Source organism: Actinomadura meridiana, assembly GCF_039537545.1.
Taxonomy (GTDB): Bacteria; Actinomycetota; Actinomycetes; order Streptosporangiales; family Streptosporangiaceae; genus Spirillospora; species Spirillospora meridiana.
In genome coordinates this window covers 68,802-87,974 of sequence record NZ_BAABAS010000028.1, presented here as the reverse complement: position 1 = coordinate 87,974, position 19,173 = coordinate 68,802, and the positions used below count along the sequence as shown (strand labels likewise).

The 19,173-nt window shown below is 70.9% G+C and carries 18 protein-coding genes; 9 read left to right on the top strand and 9 right to left on the bottom strand.

The window, feature by feature from the left end:
* Positions 1–166 precede the first annotated feature (166 nt).
* Positions 167–2,155, bottom strand: coding sequence for an acyl-CoA dehydrogenase family protein (locus ABD808_RS34925; RefSeq protein ID WP_344906553.1), 1,989 nt, complete (start codon positions 2,153–2,155; stop codon positions 167–169).
* Between the two features lie 198 nt (positions 2,156–2,353).
* On the opposite strand from ABD808_RS34925, the gene ABD808_RS34920 reads away from it, so the two are divergent.
* The gene (locus tag ABD808_RS34920; RefSeq protein ID WP_344906550.1) at positions 2,354–3,112 is read left to right on the top strand and encodes an IclR family transcriptional regulator; all 759 of its coding nucleotides are present in this window, start codon (positions 2,354–2,356) and stop codon (positions 3,110–3,112) included.
* Positions 3,113–3,162: 50 nt separating this feature from the next.
* Here the strand turns inward: ABD808_RS34920 and ABD808_RS34915 are convergent, their stop codons facing one another.
* From ABD808_RS34915 to ABD808_RS34900, 4 genes are all read right to left on the bottom strand, one after another.
* Entirely contained in the window at positions 3,163–4,221 is a 1,059-nt protein-coding gene (locus tag ABD808_RS34915) for an ABC transporter permease subunit (RefSeq protein ID WP_344906547.1), read from the bottom strand.
* Positions 4,218–5,099, bottom strand: a complete 882-nt coding sequence (locus ABD808_RS34910; protein WP_344906544.1) for an ABC transporter ATP-binding protein — start codon at positions 5,097–5,099, stop codon at positions 4,218–4,220. The genes ABD808_RS34915 and ABD808_RS34910 overlap by 4 nt, the downstream gene beginning before the upstream one ends.
* Entirely contained in the window at positions 5,096–5,488 is a 393-nt protein-coding gene (locus tag ABD808_RS34905) for a GntR family transcriptional regulator (protein WP_344906540.1), read from the bottom strand. The genes ABD808_RS34910 and ABD808_RS34905 overlap by 4 nt, the downstream gene beginning before the upstream one ends.
* An 82-nt stretch (positions 5,489–5,570) precedes the next feature.
* Positions 5,571–5,744, bottom strand: coding sequence for a TerD family protein (locus tag ABD808_RS34900; RefSeq protein WP_344906537.1), 174 nt, complete (start codon positions 5,742–5,744; stop codon positions 5,571–5,573).
* Between the two features lie 150 nt (positions 5,745–5,894).
* Between ABD808_RS34900 and deoC the strand changes: the two genes are divergently transcribed.
* The 6 genes from deoC to ABD808_RS34870 all read left to right on the top strand — a co-directional run bounded on the left by deoC (position 5,895) and on the right by ABD808_RS34870 (position 11,241).
* Positions 5,895–6,818: a deoxyribose-phosphate aldolase gene (gene deoC / locus ABD808_RS34895; RefSeq protein ID WP_344906710.1), complete on the top strand. Its 924-nt coding sequence runs from the start codon at positions 5,895–5,897 to the stop codon at positions 6,816–6,818.
* A 2-nt stretch (positions 6,819–6,820) separates the two neighbouring features.
* Positions 6,821–8,251 (top strand): aldehyde dehydrogenase family protein, encoded by a 1,431-nt coding sequence (locus ABD808_RS34890; protein WP_344906534.1) that lies wholly within the window; start codon positions 6,821–6,823, stop codon positions 8,249–8,251.
* The gene (locus ABD808_RS34885) at positions 8,244–9,143 is read left to right on the top strand and encodes an aldehyde dehydrogenase family protein (protein WP_344906531.1); all 900 of its coding nucleotides are present in this window, start codon (positions 8,244–8,246) and stop codon (positions 9,141–9,143) included. Before ABD808_RS34890 ends, ABD808_RS34885 begins: the two co-directional genes overlap by 8 nt.
* An 82-nt stretch (positions 9,144–9,225) precedes the next feature.
* Positions 9,226–10,056, top strand: coding sequence for a hypothetical protein (locus tag ABD808_RS34880; RefSeq protein ID WP_344906528.1), 831 nt, complete (start codon positions 9,226–9,228; stop codon positions 10,054–10,056).
* Positions 10,057–10,063: 7 nt separating this feature from the next.
* The gene (locus tag ABD808_RS34875) at positions 10,064–10,354 is read left to right on the top strand and encodes a DUF2630 family protein (RefSeq protein ID WP_344906525.1); all 291 of its coding nucleotides are present in this window, start codon (positions 10,064–10,066) and stop codon (positions 10,352–10,354) included.
* Positions 10,351–11,241: an LLM class flavin-dependent oxidoreductase gene (locus ABD808_RS34870; protein WP_344906522.1), complete on the top strand. Its 891-nt coding sequence runs from the start codon at positions 10,351–10,353 to the stop codon at positions 11,239–11,241. Before ABD808_RS34875 ends, ABD808_RS34870 begins: the two co-directional genes overlap by 4 nt.
* Positions 11,242–11,244: 3 nt before the next feature.
* Here ABD808_RS34870 and argS read toward each other — a convergent pair whose 3' ends face one another.
* From argS to ABD808_RS34855, 3 genes are all read right to left on the bottom strand, one after another.
* Positions 11,245–12,990: an arginine--tRNA ligase gene (gene argS, locus ABD808_RS34865; RefSeq protein ID WP_344906519.1), complete on the bottom strand. Its 1,746-nt coding sequence runs from the start codon at positions 12,988–12,990 to the stop codon at positions 11,245–11,247.
* Between the two features lie 77 nt (positions 12,991–13,067).
* On the bottom strand, positions 13,068–14,198 hold the full coding sequence (gene plsX / locus ABD808_RS34860) for a phosphate acyltransferase PlsX (RefSeq protein ID WP_344906516.1): 1,131 nt from the start codon (positions 14,196–14,198) through the stop codon (positions 13,068–13,070).
* 102 nt (positions 14,199–14,300) lie between these two features.
* Positions 14,301–14,747 carry a flagellar basal body-associated FliL family protein gene (locus ABD808_RS34855; protein WP_344906513.1) on the bottom strand — a complete coding sequence of 149 codons (447 nt, stop codon included), beginning with the start codon at positions 14,745–14,747 and terminating at the stop codon, positions 14,301–14,303.
* Between the two features lie 333 nt (positions 14,748–15,080).
* Here ABD808_RS34855 and ABD808_RS34850 point away from each other — a divergent pair, with 333 nt between their 5' ends.
* Positions 15,081–16,397, top strand: a complete 1,317-nt coding sequence (locus ABD808_RS34850) for a KamA family radical SAM protein (RefSeq protein WP_344906510.1) — start codon at positions 15,081–15,083, stop codon at positions 16,395–16,397.
* 48 nt (positions 16,398–16,445) lie between these two features.
* Here the strand turns inward: ABD808_RS34850 and ABD808_RS34845 are convergent, their stop codons facing one another.
* Positions 16,446–17,642 carry an MFS transporter gene (locus ABD808_RS34845; protein ID WP_344906507.1) on the bottom strand — a complete coding sequence of 399 codons (1,197 nt, stop codon included), beginning with the start codon at positions 17,640–17,642 and terminating at the stop codon, positions 16,446–16,448.
* A 59-nt stretch (positions 17,643–17,701) separates the two neighbouring features.
* Between ABD808_RS34845 and ABD808_RS34840 the strand changes: the two genes are divergently transcribed.
* On the top strand, positions 17,702–18,688 hold the full coding sequence (locus ABD808_RS34840; protein WP_344906504.1) for an ArsR/SmtB family transcription factor: 987 nt from the start codon (positions 17,702–17,704) through the stop codon (positions 18,686–18,688).
* Positions 18,689–19,173 lie beyond the last annotated feature (485 nt).

Genomic DNA, 19,173 nt, shown 5'->3' with positions numbered 1-19,173 from the left:
CCGGATCGAATGACCTGTCCCGACTGGGGACGGCGCGATCTTCGGCGCGAAGGTCGGGTCAGTCTACCGTCGCGTAGATCAGATCGTCCGGTCGTCAGCCGATGGCGCGGCGAACGAGTCGGCCGACGGCCCGGTGAACCAGTCAGCCGATGGTGCGGTGAACGCGTCAGCCGATGGTGCGGTGGACGTCGTCCTTCTCGCTCGGGCCCGGCTCGGACGGTGCGATCCACGGCCCCGGGATGGACGGGTCGATCACGCCCGCCTCCACCCAGGTGAACTCACCGGCGAGCACGCCCCGCGCGAGCTTCGCGTCCATCGCGTCGGTGTTTCGCCACAGCCCTTCGAACAACTCCTCGACGCGGACGCGCGCCTGCTTGCAGAAGGCGTCCGCCAGCAGGATCGCCGACTCGCCGGGGTCCGGGACGCTGGTGCTGATCGGCGGGCCCGCCGCGGACGAGTCGGCGTGGGCGCGCACGCACACCGCGCTCATCGCGAACAGCTCGGCGCCGATGTCGACCATCCGGCCGAGGAAGCCCTGCCGCCGTTCGAGGCCGCCCTGCCAGCGTCCGGCCGCGTAGAAGATCGACCGGGCGAGTTTGCGGGACGCGCGTTCGACGTAGCGCAGGTGCGGCGCGAGCGGGCCAAACTCGCCGTAGGCGTGCGGGCGCTGTCCGGCGCCGGTGACCAGGGTCGGCAGCCAGCGCGCGTAGAACCCGCCCGCCTTCGCCGCCGCCTTGGCCTTCTTGCCGGTGGTCGCGTCCGGGTCGATGATGTCGCCCGCCACCGACAGGTGCGCGTCCACCGCCTCGCGGGCGATCAGCAGGTGCATGATCTCGGTGGAGCCCTCGAAGATCCGGTTGATGCGCAGGTCGCGCACCAGTTGCTCGGCGGGGACGCCGCGCTCGCCGCGCGCCGCGAGGGACGCGGCCGTCTCGTAGCCGCGGCCGCCGCGCAGCTGGACGAGCTCGTCCGCGACCCGGTAGGCCATCTCCGAGCCCCACAGCTTCGCGAGCGCCGCCTCGATCCGGATGTCGTTGCGGTCGTCGTCGGCGAGCTGCGCGGACAGGTCGACCATCGCCTCCATCGCGTACGCGGTCGCCGCGATGAACGCGATCTTCTTGGACACGGCCTCGTGCTCGCCGACCGGGCGACCCCACTGCACCCGTTCGCCCGACCACTCGCGCGCGATCTTGGTGGCCCACTTTCCGGCCGCCGCGCAGGTCGCGGGCAGCGAGAGCCGTCCGGTGTTGAGCGTCGTCAGCGCGATCTTCAGGCCCGCGCCCTCGGACCCGATCAGGTCGGCGCGCGGGACGCGGACGTCGTGGAACCGCGTGACGCCGTTCTCGATGCCGCGCAATCCCATGAAGGCGTTGCGGTTCTCGACGGTGATGCCGGGCGTGGACATGTCGACGACGAACGCGGAGATGCCGCCCCGGTGCCCCTCCGACTTCGGGACGCGCGCCATCACGACGACGAGGTCGGCGACGACGCCGTTGGTCGTCCACAGTTTGACGCCGTTCAGAACGTAGTCGTCGCCGTCCGGGACGGCGGTGGCACGCAGCCGCGCCGGGTCCGATCCGACGTCGGGCTCGGTGAGCAGGAACGCGCTGATCTCGGTGGCGCAGCGCGGCAGCCACCGGTCCTTCTGCTCGCGCGTTCCGAACAGCTTGACCGGCTGCGGGACGCCGATGGACTGGTGCGCCGACAGCAGCGCGGCGATGGCGGGGTTGGCGGACGCGACGACCATCAGCGCGCGCCCGTAGTAGAGCTGGCTGAGCCCGAGCCCGCCGTACTTCTCGGGGATCTTCATGCCGAGCGCGCCGAGGTCGCGCAGCCCGGCGATCACGTCGTCCGGGATGCGCGCGTCCCGCTCGATGGCCTGCGAGTCGATCTTCGAGGCGCAGAAGTCGGTGAGCGCGGCGAGGAACTCCTCGCCCTTGCGCCGCGACTCCTCGTCCGGACGCGGATGCGGGTGGACGAGGTCGAGGCGGAAGTCTCCGAGGAACAGTTGCTTGCCGAAGCTCGGCAGCCGCCATTCGCTCTCGCGCGCCTCTTCGGCGACCTTCCGGGCCGTCCGCTCGTCGACGTGCCCGCGCGGCTTCCCCGAGTGGTGCTCGTGGGTCCGCTGCTGCTGGGTCCGCTGCGTGTGGCTCATGCGTGCTCCTTGTGGGAGACGTGCCCGTTTCACGAAGTTACTCCCCGGTTTTACTGCCGAGTAGTCATCTACGCGACCTCGGCTTTCCCCTGGCCGGATCGGGGAAACGCCGCCCGCCCGCGCGGCGGAGATGATGCAATGGGCGGAACGTCGTCGGAGGCCTTGACCGAGCTGGGCCGGAGGGGTTCGCTGTCCGTGATGAGTGAGACACGCAAACCCACTCTCATCGCCTCGGTGCAGCGCGCTCTGCACCTGATGGAGGCCGTGGCGTCGCATCCGAACGGGGCGCCCGCCAAGCTGCTCGCCCGCGAGGCCCGGCTTCCACTTGCCACGACCTACCACCTGCTGCGCACCCTCGCGCACGAGGGCTACGCGACCCGGCTGTCAGGCGGCGTCTGGGTCCTCGGCGAGCGTGTCGCCGCGCTGCACGGGCAGAGCCGCGGGCAGCGGCTGCTCACCCTCATCCGTCCGATCCTGACGACCCTGCGGGACGAGCTCGGCATGGCCGTGTACTTCAGCATGCACATGGACGACGAGATCCGCCTGATCGACATCGCCGACGGCCCCCGCACGCCGCGAGTCGATCTGTGGGTCGGTTTCGAGGACGCCGCGCATGCCACCGCCATCGGCAAGTGCGTGCTGAGCCAGTTCGACGACGACCGGCGCCGCGACTACCTGTCCAGGCATCCGCTGGTCGACCTGACCCCGAACACCATCACCGAGCCGGGGCGGCTGATCCGGTCGCTCGACTCGTCCGGCGAGGTGCTGTTCGACCGCGAGGAGTACGCCCTCGGCACCGGCTGCGCCGCCGTCCCGGTGACCGACGCCGCGTCCACCCTCGTCGGCGCCCTCGCGATCTCGTGCCCTCCCGGACGGCTCCCGAGGGCGCTCGGGTCGGCGCACCGGCTGCACGCGACCGCCGAGATCCTGGGCCGCGCCCTGACCCTCACCCCCTGAACACGGCGTGCCGACCTCGGGCATCTGGGGCCGACACGCCGTGAGCCGCGCTAGGTGAGGCGGCGCCGCGTCCAGTAGAAGCAGAAGCCCGTCAGCCCCAGGGTCACGATCGCGAACAGCCCGGTCTCGGCCCATTGCAGCGGCCAGAAACGATTGGCCGGGTGGTAGACGACCTTCTGCCGGAAGCCCTGCGCGGCGAGATAGTCGAAGCACGCCTTGGACGGCCCCTCTGGCTCGACCATCGGGCTGCCCGGACCGCCAGGCTCGGGCGGGTGCGGACGGCACGGCGACGTCGCGGGGATCGTGATCTCGCCGACCTTCTTGCCGGACCTGTCGACCGTCTCGTTGGTGAGCGTCCAGGCCCCCGGCTCCACGTCCACCTTCAGCGCCAGCTTCATGGTCTCGCGGTCGCCGTTCATCATCATCTCCCCGTGGTTCTGCTCGGTGATCGCCACCGTCGCGGTCTTGGGCGGGATCAGGTGCGAGCGGATGAACATCGGCGTCACGATCTGGACGGCGACGAACACGGCCAGCGTGATCGCCATGGTCGGCAGCGTGCGGCGGACGACGACCCCGACGGTGACGCCGAGCGCGAACGCGAACGCCGCGTAGCTGATCGGGACGATGCCGCGCGCGTCGAACACCAGCGGCGCGAGCCGCGGCGCGTCCTTGATCGCGGCCTTGTCGATCGGGTCGGACCACCAGTCCACCACGAGCGCCGAGAGGCCCGCCGTCACCGCGGCGACCAGGCCGATCACGCCGAGCTTGACGGCGAGCCACCGGGTCCTGGTGATGCTCTGGTTCCAGACGAGCCGGTGCGTGTTGTGCTCGATCTCCCGGGTGATGAGCGGCGCGCCCCAGAAGACCCCGATGATGCCCGGGACGAACACGACGACGGCGATCATCGCGCCGAAGGACGTCTGGTGATCGTCGAAGAAGTTCCGGGTGAACTTCCCGCAGTTGTCGACCGAGCCGCATTCGGCGAGGCCGTTGCCGTAGTCGTCCACCAGCCCCTGTCTGGTGAGCACGAGGAAGGCGCCGAGGGCGACGAGCCCGCCGAGCAGCACCGCCGCCTGGACGCGGAACTGCCGTAGCGTCAGCCAGATCATCGGACGGCCTCCAGCGAGGGACGCGCCGGCGCGGCGCTCATGTAGGCGAGGACGAGGTCCTCCAGCCCGACGTGCCCGACGCTCCAGCCCGGGTCGTGGATCGGGGAGGTCGTCCGGACGATGAGCGTGCTCTGCCGCTCGGTGTGGCTCTCGGACACGACGTACTGGTCGGCGGGCAGCGTCCCGGGATCGCGGCGCGGCCCGGTGAGCCGGTGGTGGGTGGCGAGCAACTCGTCCACGTCCCCGGCGACCTGCACCCGGGACTCCACGAGCACGACCAGGTAGTCGCACGTCCGTTCCAGGTCGGACACCAGATGCGAAGAAAGCACGACGCTCAGCGACTGGTCGACCGCGGCCTCCAGCAGATTTTGCAGGAACTCGCGGCGGGCCAGCGGGTCGAGCGCGGCGACCGGCTCGTCCAGGATCAGCACCTCGGGACGCTTCGCGAGCCCGAGCGTGAGAGCGAGCTGCGCCCGCTGCCCGCCCGACAGCTTCCCGGCCTTCCGCTTGGGGTCGAGCCCCAGGCGCGTGATCCGCCCGTGGGCCAGCGCGTCGTCCCACTTCGGGTTGAGTCGCTCCCCGAGCCTCAGATGCTCGGCGACGCTCAGCCCGGAGTACGTGGGCGTGTCCTGGGCGACGAACCCGACCCTGGCGAGCTGCGCGGGCCCGTCGGCGGGACGTCCGCCGAGGACCCGGATGCTGCCCGCGTCCGGGCTGAGCTGCCCGACGGCGAGGTTCAGCAGCGTCGTCTTGCCGGCCCCGTTCGGCCCGACGAGCCCGACGACCCGTCCGGCCGGAATGTCCAGCGTGCACTGGGACAGCGCCCACCGCTTCCCGTACTTCTTGCCCAGCCCCTTGGCCTCCAGTGCGGCGGTCACGCTATGCCCTCCTGACGGGCGGACCGAAATGTGGTCATGAACAGCGCCTCGATGCTCTCGTCGTCCATTCCGGCCATCCGCGCCTTGGTCAGCCAGCGCTCCAGGTCCTTGCGCAACGGCCCGTGCGCGGCGAGCGACTCACCCGCCAGCGTCCGCGTCACGAACGTCCCGACACCCGGCCGCGGCGCGACGAGCCCGTCGCGCTCCAGCTCCCGATACGCCTTGAGCACGGTGTTCGGATTGATCGCGAGCTGCGCGACGACCTCCTTGACCGTCGGCAGCTGATCGCCCTCCCGCAACAGATCAAGCCGCAACGCGTGCTTCACCTGCCGCACGAGCTGCATGTACGGCGACACCCCCGACTCGGAGTCGAGATGAAACTCGATCATTGCCACCTCTAATTAACTAGGGTCCTAGTACTTTAGAGGTGTGACGATGGCCGGTGTCAAGACGAACCGACGAAATCCCAGCTCAGTCGATCTGGACGCCATGGGCGCGGGCGAGACCACCGAGCCCGTCCGCCCACCCCTGCCCGAGCGCCCGCAACTTCCAGACGGGCAGCCCGTCCACGGCATGCCGGTAGAACTCAGCCATCACCATGGCGCGGATCGCGGGGTCGGCCGCTGGCCGAAACGTCCAGGTCATGCCGGTGACGCATCGCATGTCCAGCGCGTTTCGCCGTGGACCTGCGACGCGAGCCGCCGCCTACGGAGAAGGCGGTGTACGGATTGCGTGGGTTGGTCGGGTGTGGGCTTGGTGTGGGGGGCGTTGGTCGGCGATGCTGGGGGCGTGTCAATGGAGACTCTGAACGGGGGCGCCGAGCTGCGCGCCTTTCTGCGTGGGTTGCCCGGTGTCGATCGGGTGGGCGCCGAGGAGCGGGCGGCGCGGCTGGCGACCCGGTCGATCAAGACGACGGCGAAGGCCGCGGCGATCGACCTGGCGATCTCGATGGTGGACCTGACGACGCTGGAGGGCGCGGACACGCCTGGGAAGGTGCGGGCGCTGTGCGCGAAGGCGGCGCGGCCTGATCCGGGCGATCCGGGGGTGCCCAGGGTGGCGGCTGTCTGCGTCTACTCGGATCTGGTGGACGTCGCCGTGCGGGCCCTTGCGGGGACGGGCATCGGGGTCGCGAGTGTCGCGACCGCTTTTCCGTCTGGGCGGGCGCCGTTGGAGGCGAAGCTCGTTGATGTCCGGGCGGCGGTCTCTGCTGGTGCCGCCGAGATCGACATGGTGATCGACCGGGGGGCCTTTCTGGCGGGGGACGTCGAGAAGGTGTTCGACGAGATCACGGCGGTGAAGGAGGCGTGTGGGGCCGCACATCTCAAGGTCATCCTGGAGACCGGGGAGCTTGTCACGCTCGACAACGTCCGGCGGGCGTCGTGGCTGGCCATGCGGGCCGGGGCCGACTTCATCAAGACCTCGACGGGCAAGGTGTCGCCCGCCGCGACGTTGCCCGTCACGCTGGTGATGCTGGAGGCCGTTCGCGACTATCGGGCCGCGGCTGGACGGCAGGTCGGCGTGAAACCGGCGGGTGGCATTCGGACCACCAAGGACGCGATTCGGTATCTGGTGCTCGTCAACGAGACCGCCGGGCCTGATTGGCTGGCGCCCGAGTTCTTCCGGCTGGGCGCGTCGAGTTTGTTGAACGACCTCCTTATGCAGCGCCGCAAGCTTGAGACGGGCGTGTATTCCGGTCCCGACTACTTCACGGTGGACTGATCATGGTGTTCGAGTACGCGCCCGCGCCTGAGTCTCGGGCCGTTGTTGACATCCGCGCCTCTTACGGGCTGTTCGTCGGTGGTGAGTTCGTTGAGGGGCGTGGGGAGCCGTTCAAGTCGATCAATCCGGCTGATGAGAGTGTGTTGGCCGATATCGCCTGTGCTGACGAGTCGGATGTGGATCGTGCCGTTGCTGCCGCGCGGACCGCTTACGACACCGTGTGGGGTCCCATGTCGGGACGGGAGCGCGCCAAGTATCTGTATCGGATCGCGCGAATCGTCCAGGAGCGGGCGCGGGAACTGGCCGTGTTGGAGTCGATCGACAACGGCAAGCCCATTCGTGAGTCGCGGGACGTGGATGTCCCGTTGGTCGCGGCTTGGTTCTTCTACTACGCCGGGTGGGCCGACAAGCTGGCTTATGCCGGGTTCGGGGACGATCCGAAGCCCGTGGGTGTCGCGGGGCAGGTGATTCCTTGGAATTTCCCATTGCTGATGCTGGCGTGGAAGATCGCGCCCGCGTTGGCGTGCGGGAACACCGTTGTGCTCAAGCCTGCCGAGACGACGTCGTTGACCGCGTTGTTGTTCGCCGATATCTGTCGGCAGGCGGAGTTGCCGCCAGGTGTCGTCAATATTGTTACGGGTGCGGGTGAGACGGGGCGTGCGCTCGTCGCGCATCCCGGGATCGACAAGGTCGCGTTCACCGGGTCCACCGAGGTGGGACGGCAGATCGCCCGTGTTCTCGCGGGGACCGGGCGGAAGCTGACGCTGGAGCTCGGCGGTAAGGCCGCCAACATCGTGTACGAGGACGCCGCCCTTGACCAGGCCATCGAGGGCATCGTCAACGGGATCTTCTTCAACCAGGGGCACGTGTGCTGCGCGGGGTCGCGGCTGCTCGTCCAGGAGTCGGTCGCCGACGAGGTGCTGGAGCGGCTGAAGGCGCGGATGGCGACGCTGCGCGTCGGTGATCCGCTCGACAAGAACACCGATGTCGGGGCGATCAACTCGGCCGAGCAGCTCGCCAAGATCCGGGAACTGTCGGCCGTGGGGGAGGCGGAGGGCGCCGATGCCTGGTCGCCGCCGTGTGAGTTGCCCGCCAGGGGGTTCTGGTTCGCGCCGACCGTGTTCACCAGCGTTGCGCAGTCGCACCGGATCGCGCAGGAGGAGATTTTTGGGCCCGTGCTGTCGGTGTTGACGTTCCGGACGCCGGACGAGGCCGTCGCCAAGGCCAACAACACCCCGTACGGTCTGTCGGCCGGAATCTGGACCGAGAAGGGCTCCCGGACCCTGTGGACGGCGCAACGTCTCCGCGCCGGGGTCGTGTGGGCCAACACGTTCAACAAGTTCGACCCGGCCTCCCCGTTCGGCGGCTACAAGGAATCGGGGTTCGGCCGCGAGGGCGGACGCCACGGACTGGAGGGCTACCTCGATGTCTGACCGGCTGGACGTCCGCAAGACCTACAAGCTGTACATCGGGGGCGCGTTCCCCCGATCCGAATCCGGCAGGACGTACGTGGTCGCCGACGCCAAAGGACGGTTCGCAGCGAACGCCGCCCAGGCGTCCCGTAAGGACGCCCGTGACGCCGTCTCGGCCGCGCGCAAGGCGTTCGCGGGCTGGTCCGGGCGCACCGCCTACAACCGGGGCCAGATCCTGTACCGGATCGCCGAGATGCTGGAAGGGCGCCGCGACCAGTTCGTGGGCGAGCTGCGCCGCGCGGGTCGCCTGTGGGGGGACGACCCCCCACACCCCCCGAAACGGCCTTCGGTGTCCAAGAGCGAGGCCGCGGACGAGGTGGACGCCGCCGTCGATCGATGGGTCTGGTACGCCGGATGGGCTGACAAGCTCGCGGCGGTGACCGGCGCCGCGAACCCGGTGTCCGGGCCGTTCTTCAACTTCTCGACGCCCGAGCCCGCAGGTGTCGTCGCCGTCGTCGCGCCCGACTCGCCGCTGCTCGGCCTCGTCGCCGTCGTCGCCCCGGTGATCGTGTCGGGGAACACGTGCGTGGTCGTCGCGTCCGAACCGGCGCCGCTGCCGTCCATCACGCTGGCCGAGGTGCTGGCCACGTCCGACCTGCCCGGCGGGGTCGTCAACATCCTCACCGGGCGCCGCGCGGAGATCGCGCCGTGGCTCGCGTCCCACATGGACGTCAATGCGATCGACCTCGCCGGGGTCGGCGCCGACGACGTCGCCGACCTGGAAAGCAAGGCCGCGGAGAATTTGAAGCGCGTTCTTCGTCCAGGCACGACCGACTGGAGTGGGGACCCCGGAACCGCGCGGATGACGGCGTTCCTGGAGACGAAGACCGTCTGGCATCCCGTGGGCGTCTGAGCTGATTTGACTCCGCGTGTGTAGAGCGTCACAAACGGTGGAATAGATCTCCCCGTAACTGATCATCACTGGGGGGAGATCAGTGCCTACCAAGACGGCGTCACGTACGAAGAGCACGACAGCGAAGAAGTCCACCACGGCCAGGAAGCCGGCGGCCAAGCGCACGTCGGCCGCCAGGTCGTCCACGAGAAGCACGACCAGCCGATCCACTGCGGGCCGGTCCACCACGGGACGGTCGGCCGCGAGCCGGTCGACCACGGGCCGGTCGACCACAGGACGGAAGACGACCACGGCACGGAAGACGACGGCGGCGAAGAAGCCGACGGCGGCGTCCAGCCGGGCGTCGTCGGCCGCCGCGACCCGGGTCACCAAGGCCGCGAGCCAGGCCAAGACCGCCGCCACGCAGATGAAGTCGGTGGCGACCAAGGCGTCCACGTCGGCGAAGGCCATGACGGCGATGACCAAGGCCATGACCAGCGCGACCAAGGCGATGACCGACGCCGCGAAGGCGATGGACGCGGCCGCGAAGGTCATCACCACGACGGCCAGGTCCACCGGGTCCAGGACGACGGCCAGGAGCACGGCGGCGAAGAAGAGCACCGCGTCCAGGACGGGGACGGCGCGCAAGTCCACGGCGGCGTCCAGCCGTTCGCGGTCGACGACGTCCGCCCGGACGGGCACCACGGCCCGCAGGACGACGGCGTCGAAGTCGTCCGGCACCGCGAAGAAGGCGACCGCGCCGAAGTCGCGGGCGACGACGGCCCGCCGGACGACGACGTCCCGGCCCGCGTCCCGCCCGGCGACCCGGGCCTCCTCGTCCATGGTCGAGCCGAAGACCGGTTCGCTCCAGCACTCGACCCGGTCGGACGGCGGGTTCCTGAGCGGGCTCACCAGCTCCGCCCGCGACCGCTGACCGACCCATGGACGAGCAGGACGGGCAGGACGAGCGGGGCGAGCGGGACGAGCGGGACGAGCAGGACATCCTGGAACGCATCGGCGAGTTCGTCGGCGAGGAGCAGCGGCTCCGCGAGCGCTATCAGCGCCATGAACTCAGCCGCGAGGAGGAGCACCGGCGGCTGGAGCGGCTGGAGGTCGCGCTCGACCAGTGCTGGGACCTGCTGCGGCGCCGCCGCGCCAGGCTGGAGGCCGGGGACGACCCCGGCGACGAGGACGTGCGGCCGCCGGACGAGGTCGAAGGCTACCTACAGTGACGGGCCCCGGGCCGGTGCGGTTCGGGGTGTCGCTGGCACCGGACGCGTCCGTCTCGCTGCTCGGCACCGCGCGGGACGCGGACCGGTTCGGCCTCGACCTGCTCGGCGTCCGCGACGAGCCGTACCGGCGCGGCACCGCCGACGCGGTCACGCTGGTCGCGGCCGCGTTGGCGGCCACGACCCGGATCCGGGTGCTGCCCGCCGTGGCGTGCCTGCCGCTGCGGCCGCCCGCCGTGCTGGCCAAGGCGGTCGCGACGATGGACCGGCTCAGCGGCGGCCGCGTCGAGTTGGGCCTCGGCGCGGGCGCGTCCCCGGACGGCGTCGACGCCTACGGCGGGACGCGGCCCGGCGGCGCGGCAGCGGCGCGGCGTGCCCTTGAGGAGGCCGTGCAGGTCATCCGCATGCACTGGAGCGACCAGAACGGCCTCCGGTTCGACGGCGAGCACTACCGCTTCACGGCGCTGCGGGCCGGGCCCGACCCGGCGCACCAGATCGGCATCTGGCTCGGCGTCACCGGCCCGCACGGGCTCGACCTGGCCGGACGCGTCGCCGACGGCTGGATCGCGCCGTCGTCGCTCGTCCCGCCGAAACGGCTCGCCGACGGGCAGCGGCGCCTCGACGACGCGGCGACAGCCGCGGGCCGCGACCCGGCGGAGATCCGCCGCGTGTACGTCCTCGAAGGGACCATCGGCGGGCGCGAGCCCGGCGGCCTGCTGCACGGGCCGCCGCGCCAGTGGATCGACGAAATGACCGAGCTGGCGATCGGGCACCGCGTCGACACGTTCCTGTTCGGCGGCGACCCCGAGCAGCTGGCCGTGTTCGCGCTGGAGATCGTCCCGGCCGTCCGCGAGCAGGTCTCCCGCGAACGGGGCGTGGCCCGCGTCTGACCCCTACATGCGTTCCGGGGTGGGGACGCCGAGGAGGTCGAGGCCGGTGACGAGCGTGCGCAGCGTCGCCGCGCACAGAGCCAGCCGGGACGCCTTCGTCTCCTCGTCGGGGGCTTTGAGCACTGGGCAGTTCTCGTAGAACGACGTGTAGGCGTCCGCGACCGCGTAGACGTAGCTCGCCAGCCGGTGCGGCTCGGCGGTGTCGGCGGCCTGCTGCACGACGGCGCCGAACCCGAGCAGTTCGAGGGCCAGCGCCCGCTCGGTGGGGTGACCGAGGACGATCGGGCCGGTCGCGTCCGCCGGGTCGAGCCCGCCCTTGCGGAAGATCGACCGGATCCGCGCCGCCGCGTACTGGAGGTACGGGCCGGTCTTGCCGTGGAACGAGATCATCCGGTCGAGGTCGAAGACGTACTCGCTGTCGCGGGCCACCGACAGGTCGGCGTACTTGACGGCGCCCATGCCGACGTCCCGGACGATCGAGGCCCGGGTCGCGTCGTCGAACGGCTCGTCATGCTGGATCTCGTCGAAGACCGCGCCCGCCCGTTCGATGGCCTCGTCCAGCAGCTCGGCGAGCCGGACGGTCCGGCCCGCCCGGGTCCGCAGCAGCTTGCCGTCGGTGCCGAGGACGCTGCCGATCTGGGCGTGCTCGGCCTCGACGTCGTCGCCGAGCCAGCCCGCCATCCGCGCGACCGCGAACACCATCTGGAAGTGCAGCGCCTGCGTCGAGCCGACCACGTAGATCATCCGGTCGACCCGCTCGGTGTCGACCCGGTACCGGATCGTCGCGAGGTCGGTCGTGGAGTAGTTGTAGCCACCGTCGCTCTTGCGGATGATCACCGGCAGGGGCTCGCCCTCGCGTCCGGTGAACCCGGGCGGGAACGCGCACAGCGCGCCCTCGCTGATCACCGCGATGCCCTTGTCCTCCAGCTCCGCGACGGTCGGGGCGAGCAGGTCGTTGTAGAAGCTCTCGCCCTTGATGTCGTCGTCGGTGAGCGTGACGCCGAGCCGTCCGTACACGTCGTTGAAGTACTGCTTGGACACCTCGACCAGGACGTTCCAGAGCCGCAGCGTCTCGGCGTCGCCCGCCTGGAGCGCCACGACCCGCGCCCTGGACCGGTCGGCGAACGTCGCGTCGCCGTCGAACTTCTCCCGCGCGGCCTGGTAGAACGCGGTCAGGTCGCGGACGGACGAGTCGCCCCGCGCCGCCGCGTCCTCGCCGAGGTCGAGCAGGTGCTCGATCAGCATGCCGAACGGGGTGCCCCAGTCGCCGACATGGTTGTCGCGGACGACCTCGTGCCCGAGGAACGCCAGCACCCGGGAGACGGCGTCGCCGACGATCGTGGTCCGCAGATGCCCGACGTGCATCTCCTTCGCCACGTTCGGCGAGGAGTACTCCACGACGACCTTCCGCGGCTTCTCCACGGCGGGGACGCCGAGCCGCGCGTCGGCCAGGGCCCGCTGTGCCTCCCCGGCGATCCAGTCGTCGCTGAGCGTCAGGTTGATGAACCCGGGGCCGCTGACCTGGACGTCCGACACGACGCCCGCCGTGTCGAGGTTCGCGACGATCTCCTCCGCGACGTCTCGCGGCTTGCGGCCCAGCTTCTTGGCCAGCGGCAGCGCCACGTTGGCCTGAAGGTCGGCGAACGACGACGGCCGGATGACCGGGTCGGCGTCCGCGTACGACGGTCCGAAGGCGGCGCTCAGAGCGGCCTGGACCCGGGCGGCGAGTACGAGTTGCGGATCGGACATGTTCCAAGGCTAGCGGCGCCCCGCCCCCCAGCCGACCGGGTATCCGCCGCACTCAGACGACGCGCTCGGGCGCGGGCTCAGGCGACGGGCGGAGTGTCCTTGCGCTCGGTCGCGGCGGCGGCGCCATCGTCGGTGGGGGTGTCGCGTTCGCCGTGCGTGCGGCGGCCGAACCGGGACGTGCGGGTCAGCGCGACCTGGTCGCGGATCCGCTCCACGATCCGTCCGGCGGCGAGCCGGTCCGCCAGCTCGCAGGCCGAGGTGATCGCCCGCGCGCGGGACGCGCCGTGCGCGATCACGACCGTCCCGTTGAGGCCGAGCAGCACGCCGCCGCCGTAGGTGTCGGGGTCGAGCCGGTCCCGCAGCTCCCGCATCCGGCGGCGCTGGAGCAGCGCGCCCATCCGGGCCGCCGCGCCGCCCGACATCGCGTCCCTGACCTCGGTGAACGCGGTCCGGATCGTGCCCTCCATGGTCTTGAGGGCGATGTTGCCGGTGAAGCCGTCGGCGACGACGACGTCCACCCGTCCGCTCAGCAGGTCGTGGCCCTCGACGTTCCCGGCGAACTCGATGCCGTGGCCCCCGCCCGCGAGCAGCTCATGGGCCCGTTTCGTCAGCTTGTCGCCCTTGCCGGGTTCGGCGCCGATGTTGAGCAGCCCGACGGTCGGACGGTACGACCGGTCCTCGCCGCCGAGCAGGATCTGCGCGTACGCGGTGCCGAGCGCGGCGAACTGGACCAGACCCTCCGGCTTCACGTCGGCGGTGGCGCCCGCGTCCAGCAGGATCGTGGGTCGCGGACGGGTCGGCAACGTCACGGCGATCGCGGGCCGCATCACGCCCTGCTGGCCCTTCAGCCGCAGCCGCGACGTCGCCACGACCCCGGCCGTGCTGCCCGCCGACACCAGCGCCGACGCCCGTCCCTGCCGGACGAGATGGCAGGCGATCGCGATGGACGAGCGGGGCTTGCGCCAGCTCGCGAGGGCGCCCTCGCCCATGTCCAGGGCCTCGTCCGCGTGCACGATCGGGATCTTGCCGACGAAGCCGTGGCGGTCCAGCTCCTGCCGGATCCGCGGGGCCTGCCCGACGAGTACCAGCCCGACGCCGTGCTCGCGGAAGGCGTCCACCGCGCCCGCGATGACCTCCTCCGGGGCGTGGTCGCCGCCCATGGTGTCGACGGCGATCGGCAACGGGCGTGTCGCGCCGATGCCGGTCATGGCAGCTCCAGAAGACTGACGGGTGACGAGGACGCCGACCGCGGCGTACCGCGATCATGCAGCTCATCGCATCGTAGGACGTTCCCGCGTCCGTCCTGACGGTTACCCGTTCTTCTTGCCGCAGTCGGCGCCCAGGCACGAGACGTTCTCCACGAGCGGACGCCCGTCCACGAGGATCGTGTAGTAGGCCTTGTGCGTGTCCTCCTGGCCGGTGCCGAGGACCTCGACCGGCTTCTGGTCGGACGTCGTGCCGGTGCAGGACACGCGCATCTTCGTCTTCGTCCAGCCGGGCAGGTCGGCGCACTTCAGCGGCGACGCCAGCGACACGCCGCGCTCCCGCAACTCGGCCGCCGCCGTCACCGGCATCGCCCGGCGCAGCGCGGACTGGGTCTTGTACTGAAGCTCCCCGCGGCCGGTCAGCAGGAACGCGGCGCCGCCGCCCACCAGTGCGAGCACGAGCAGCGCGGCGGAACCGAGGACCAGGGCCTTCTTGCGACTCGCGCCCGTGACCCGTTGGGCCATCTCCGCGGCCTTGCGACGTATCTCCACAAGAGCAAGGTCACCGACAGTACGCACCTGTATGCGTCACGTGATTGATTTTTCCGTCCCGTATGCGGATTCCTTGCCTGGCGCCAGAGCGTCCCGTGACGCAGAAGTGGGCCCGCGGTTGTCGTTGTACTAGGGGTGGGGCGTCAACGATGATGTCCAGGCGATTTGTCGGGATAGTCCTTGACCGGCTTGGTTCCTCCGGGTAGAGGGCATCAATTCGGCATGAACCCGTCTTAAACGGTTGAATGGTGGTGTCCTGAACACTTTCGATCACGGTACGTGACGTCGCACCCGCCGGGTGCGCCTCCCGCTGACAGCAAGGAGTACCAACACGTGACACTGGTGAACGACGCGGCCCCCGCGGTGCGATCCACCGGTCGCAAGTTCCGCGCCTTCACGGCGAAGCATCTCGACGAGCTCACCGCTCGCGCGGGGCTCTCGCCCGCCCAGCGGCTCGCGACCCGGGCGGTGGCGACCGTACTGCCGTTCCGGACGAACGCCTACGTCATCGACGAGCTCATCGACTGGTCGGCCGCGCCCGACGACCCGATCTACCGGCTGGTCTTCCCGCAGGAGGACATGCTCCCCGCCGCGGACGTCGCGCGCCTGTCCGACCTGCTGCGCCGCGAGGCTCCCAAGGCCGAGATCGAGGCCGTCGCGCACCAGGTGCGGATGCGGCTGAACCCGCACCCCGCCGGGCAGCTGGAGCTGAACATCCCGAGCTTCGGCGACGGCAAGATCCCCGGGATGCAGCACAAGTACGACGAGACCGTGCTGTACTTCCCGAAACAGGGCCAGACGTGCCACGCGTACTGCACGTACTGCTTCCGGTGGGCCCAGTTCGTCGGCGAGGCCGACCTCAAGATGGCCGGGGACGACGTCACCGCCCTGCGCGACTACCTGCTCTCGCACCCCGAGGTGACCAGCGTCCTGTTCACCGGCGGCGACGCCATGATCATGGGCGAGCCGGTGCTGCGCCGCTACGTCGAGCCGCTGCTCGACCTCGAACAGCTCGAATCCATCCGGATCGGCACCAAGTCCCTCGCGTACTGGCCGCAGAAGTTCGTCACCGACCCCGACGCGGACGAGATGCTGCGCCTGTTCGAGCAGGTCGTCGAGTCGGGCAAGAACCTGGCGTTCATGGCGCACTTCACCCACCCGCGCGAGCTCGAACCGCTCATGGTCGCCGAGGCGTGCCGCCGCATCCGCGACACCGGCGCGGTCATCCGCACCCAGTCGCCCGTCATCCGGACGATCAACGACGACGCCGCCACCTGGGAGACGATGTGGCGCGTCCAGACCCGGATGGGGCTCGTCCCGTACTACCTGTTCGTCGAGCGCGACACCGGCCCGCAGGACTACTTCGCCGTCCCGCTGGCCCGCGCCTACGAGATCTTCCGGGACGCGTACAAGAACGTGTCCGGCCTGTCCCGCACCGTGCGCGGCCCGTCGATGTCGGCGACGCCCGGCAAGGTCTGCGTGGACGGCGTCGTCGACATCAACGGCGAGAAGGTGTTCGCGCTGCACTTCATCCAGTGCCGCGACGCCGACCTGGTCAACAAGCCGTTCTTCGCTCGCTACGACCCCGAGGCGACCTGGCTGGACGACCTGAAACCGGCGTTCGCCGACCGATTCCCCTGGCAGAAATGACGGCGACGGCGTGCCCGGCGGGCAGGACGCCGGACCCCGGGCACGCCGTCAACGCAGATAGCGGTGCAGGGCGAGGGACGCGACGACGGCCGCCGCCCCGCACACCGCGATGACCGGCCCCGGCGCGACGAACTCGGCGAGCGCGCCCGCCCCGGCGATGCCGAGGGCCTGCCCCGTCATCAGCCCCGTGTTCGCCAGGCCCATCGCCTGCCCCCGGACCTCCTCGGCCGCCGCGTCGACCAGGCGGCGCTGCACGGTCAGCTCGTAGCTCAGCCCGAAGGTAGCCGCCGCCATCAGCGCGCAGGCCGCGACGAGACCCGGATCGGCCGCGAAAAACAGCAGCGGCAACCCCGTCAGCGTCGCCAGCGGCAGGGTGAGCCGCGCCCGGAGGCCGGGCGGCACGAATCGGCCGACCACGAAGTTGCCGAGCCCCATCCCGATCGCCGCCGACGCGAGGATCAGCCCCGCCGACCCGGCGCGGCCGAGGCCCGTCGCGTACGGGACGAGTACGCCCTCCGCCCCGACCGACAGGGAGATCGGCAGCCAGCCCGCCAGCAGCAGGCCGCGCGTGACCCGTCCGCCCAGCAGGATCCGGTTCACCCGCCAGGTCTCCCGCGCCGTCCCACCGGACTCACTCCGCTTCGCGACCGTGTCCGGCAGCCCCAGATGTGCGACCAGGGCCGCGAGGGCGGCGCTCCCGGCGGCGAGCCACAGCGTCCCGGACGGCGTCAGCACCGACAGCAGCAGCCCGCCGACGCCCTGGCCCACCACCTGCGAGCACGCCGCCGTCATCGTGAACAGCGACCGGCCCAGCACGTACCCCTCGCCGGGCAGCAGGGCGGGGAGCCTGCCGTGCATGGCGGCCGACCCGACCGGCGCGAACAGCCCGACCACGACGAGCAGCAGGATCGTCACCGGCAACGGGACGACGTCCAGCGCGAACACGGAGATCACCGCGAACCGCAGCAGATGGAACGCGGCGAGGAGGCGGCGGCCTGGGAAGCGGTCCGCGAGCGAGAGCAGCACCGCGCCGCCGACGACGTACGGGAGCATCCCCGCCGCGAACACGACGGCCGCCGCGAGCGACGAGCCCGTCTGCTGGAACGTCAGCACCGACAAGGCGATGATCCGGATGGCCTCGCCCCCGACCAGCAGCGTCTGCAACGCCGCCAGCACCCGGAACTCGAGGACGCCGAAGATGTCGCGGTACGTCGCGGAGCCGGACGTCATGGCGGGTGCGGTCATGACCCGCAACTCTGGGGCGAGCGGCGCCGCCCCGATAATGTTTCGGGGAGGAGCGAAACATGTACCGGATCGAGGTCGATCCCACCGACGTGGCCGCCTGCCGCTTCGGCGTCGCGCCGCTGCTGGAGACCCTGAACGCGCTCGGCCTCGCCGCCGGTCGCGTCCCCGTGGGGCCCCTCGGCCCGTGGGTGGAGCGGGCGCGGTCCCGATACCCGCCGATCGCGGGCGACCCGGCCGTCCGCGCGCTGACGTTCCTGCGCCGCCGGGCCGCGTACATGGCCGACTTCGTCAGCCCGCCGCCCGCCCGGCCCAACCTGACGATCGCCGAGCACCTCGCCACGATGCGGGCGACGCCGCTCGACCAGGCGCGCGGTGAGGTCGCCCGCAACCTGGTGGGGCTGCCGGAGCCGGACGCCGTCGTCCGCGACGTCCTCGCGGCCCCCGACATGGTCGAGCGGCTCGCGACCGGCCTGGAGACCGCCTGGCACGTCCTGCTGGAGCCGGACTGGCCGGTGCTGCGCTCGATCGTGGAGGCCGACATCGCGCACCGCGCGGGCCGCCTGGCCGCCTACGGCTGGGCGGAGGCCCTGGACGGCCTGTCCCGCCAGGTCCGCTGGCGCGACGGCGTGATCGAGGTGGACATCCTCGGCGGCGGCGACACCACCCGCCGTCTCGGCGGCGCCGGGCTGATGTTCGTCCCGGTGGTGTTCTCCGAACTCGGCCTCTCCGTCGAGCGGGACTGGCCGTACACGCTGATGTACCGCGCCAGGGGAGTGGCGGCGCTCTGGGAGGGCCGGACAGCGTACGCGCCGGGCGCCGACCCGCTGGCCGACCTCCTCGGCCGCACCCGCGCCGACCTCCTGCGGCTCCTCGCCGACCCGGCCACGACGACCTGGTTGGCCGCCCGACTACGGATGAGCCTCGGCGGAATCGGCGACCACCTCGCGGTGCTACGCGCGTCCGGTCTCGTCACCCGCGAGCGCAGCGGCCGCTCAGTCCTCTACCACCGCACGGCCGTCGCCGACGTCCTGGTCGGCCCGGGTTGACGGTGGCAAGCCGGACGATGCGGTATGGGCCCACAGCGCGGCCCCGGCTCCGGATGAGTCTTGGCGGGGTCGGCGACCATCTCGCGGTGCTACGCGCGTCCGGTCTCGTCACCCGGGAACGCAGCGGCCGTTCCATCCTCTACCGGCGGACAGTTGTCGGGGACATGCTCGTCGGCAGGGCTGAGGCCGCGCGGGCGTGTGTGCCCCCTTGTTTATTTTCGATTTTCGATTTTCGAGGTTTGATGTTCTGGGGTTCGGGTGGGGGGCTGCGCCGCGTACGGGGCCGTCCCTGGGTGCGGCTTACGTCGGGCAGGCTCCGCCTGCACCCAGCCCGACGCGCCACCCCACCGTCCAATTCCCCGAGTTCGGAGATCGAGCGATCGCAAGTTCTGAGGCGTTCAATGCGGTTCTGATTTCGCTTGACTCTGACTATCTATCAGGTGACAAAAGTCCAACTCTATTTGGTGACGTGGGGCTCGCTCCGC

Bases quoted from the DNA above. Each gene is read 5' to 3' on its own strand.
- ABD808_RS34925 (WP_344906553.1), bottom strand. From the start codon at position 2,155: ATGAGCCACACGCAGCGGACCCAGCAGCAGCGGACCCACGAGCACCAC.
- ABD808_RS34920 (WP_344906550.1), top strand. From the start codon at position 2,354: ATGAGTGAGACACGCAAACCCACTCTCATCGCCTCGGTGCAGCGCGCT.
- ABD808_RS34915 (WP_344906547.1), bottom strand. From the start codon at position 4,221: ATGATCTGGCTGACGCTACGGCAGTTCCGCGTCCAGGCGGCGGTGCTG.
- ABD808_RS34905 (WP_344906540.1), bottom strand. From the start codon at position 5,488: ATGATCGAGTTTCATCTCGACTCCGAGTCGGGGGTGTCGCCGTACATG.
- ABD808_RS34900 (WP_344906537.1), bottom strand. From the start codon at position 5,744: ATGACCTGGACGTTTCGGCCAGCGGCCGACCCCGCGATCCGCGCCATG.
- deoC (WP_344906710.1), top strand. From the start codon at position 5,895: ATGGAGACTCTGAACGGGGGCGCCGAGCTGCGCGCCTTTCTGCGTGGG.
- ABD808_RS34890 (WP_344906534.1), top strand. From the start codon at position 6,821: ATGGTGTTCGAGTACGCGCCCGCGCCTGAGTCTCGGGCCGTTGTTGAC.
- ABD808_RS34885 (WP_344906531.1), top strand. From the start codon at position 8,244: ATGTCTGACCGGCTGGACGTCCGCAAGACCTACAAGCTGTACATCGGG.
- ABD808_RS34875 (WP_344906525.1), top strand. From the start codon at position 10,064: ATGGACGAGCAGGACGGGCAGGACGAGCGGGGCGAGCGGGACGAGCGG.
- argS (WP_344906519.1), bottom strand. From the start codon at position 12,990: ATGTCCGATCCGCAACTCGTACTCGCCGCCCGGGTCCAGGCCGCTCTG.
- plsX (WP_344906516.1), bottom strand. From the start codon at position 14,198: ATGACCGGCATCGGCGCGACACGCCCGTTGCCGATCGCCGTCGACACC.
- ABD808_RS34845 (WP_344906507.1), bottom strand. From the start codon at position 17,642: ATGACCGCACCCGCCATGACGTCCGGCTCCGCGACGTACCGCGACATC.
- ABD808_RS34840 (WP_344906504.1), top strand. From the start codon at position 17,702: ATGTACCGGATCGAGGTCGATCCCACCGACGTGGCCGCCTGCCGCTTC.